The sequence below is a fragment of the Streptococcus parasanguinis genome, assembly GCF_047465465.1.
In the GTDB taxonomy this organism is placed as follows: domain Bacteria; phylum Bacillota; class Bacilli; order Lactobacillales; family Streptococcaceae; genus Streptococcus; species Streptococcus parasanguinis_AI.
Genome location: NZ_JASGZU010000016.1, coordinates 1 through 511, shown reverse-complemented (window position 1 = coordinate 511; position 511 = coordinate 1). Strand labels below are relative to the sequence as shown.

The 511-nt window shown below is 34.6% G+C and carries 1 protein-coding gene and 1 pseudogene; both read right to left on the bottom strand.

Annotation, left to right across the window (positions count from 1 at the left end):
- Nucleotides 1-214 (bottom strand): annotated as a pseudogene (gene cadX, locus QM351_RS10325) (Cd(II)/Zn(II)-sensing metalloregulatory transcriptional regulator CadX); the annotation flags it as partial.
- A 10-nt stretch (nt 215-224) separates the two neighbouring features.
- The coding region (locus QM351_RS10320) for a cadmium resistance transporter (RefSeq protein ID WP_414327297.1) at nt 225-511 on the bottom strand (287 nt) is incomplete at its 5' end.

The following is a 511-nucleotide window of genomic DNA, read 5'->3' as shown; positions in this document are numbered from 1 at the left end:
ATGCCATACTGAGATTTAGTAAACAGGCTATATCACAGACACAGAGTTCTTCAACAGCAAGGAGATAAAAGATGATATTTATCTGTTTATTATCGGTAAACTTTGATAAAATACGAAGTGATTTTTGGACTTTTTCCTTTTCAAGGTAGTTCGTTGCGGTTGTAACGTTTTGTTGATTAATAACATCCACTTGGCAGATACTATCTTTTTTCATAATTTTTCTCCTAGCCGAACACAGTCCTTAGCATGTCAAAGCTGTTGTTTTCAATCAGGATATACATCCCCAATCCTAAATAAACAACGGCAATAAACCATCTGCTATATTTTTCCAAAGTTTCTCCAACAGAAGGGACTTGTGCTAATTTTTGGGCAGAAAAAACCAAGAGATAAATCATGACTAGAAAAGTAAGTAAAGTCACTATCAAATTCGCTAAATTTAAGGTGGTAAAATATGGGACAAAGACACCAATATTGTCAGCGCCACAACTTGCAAAAGTAATCATAGCGACTA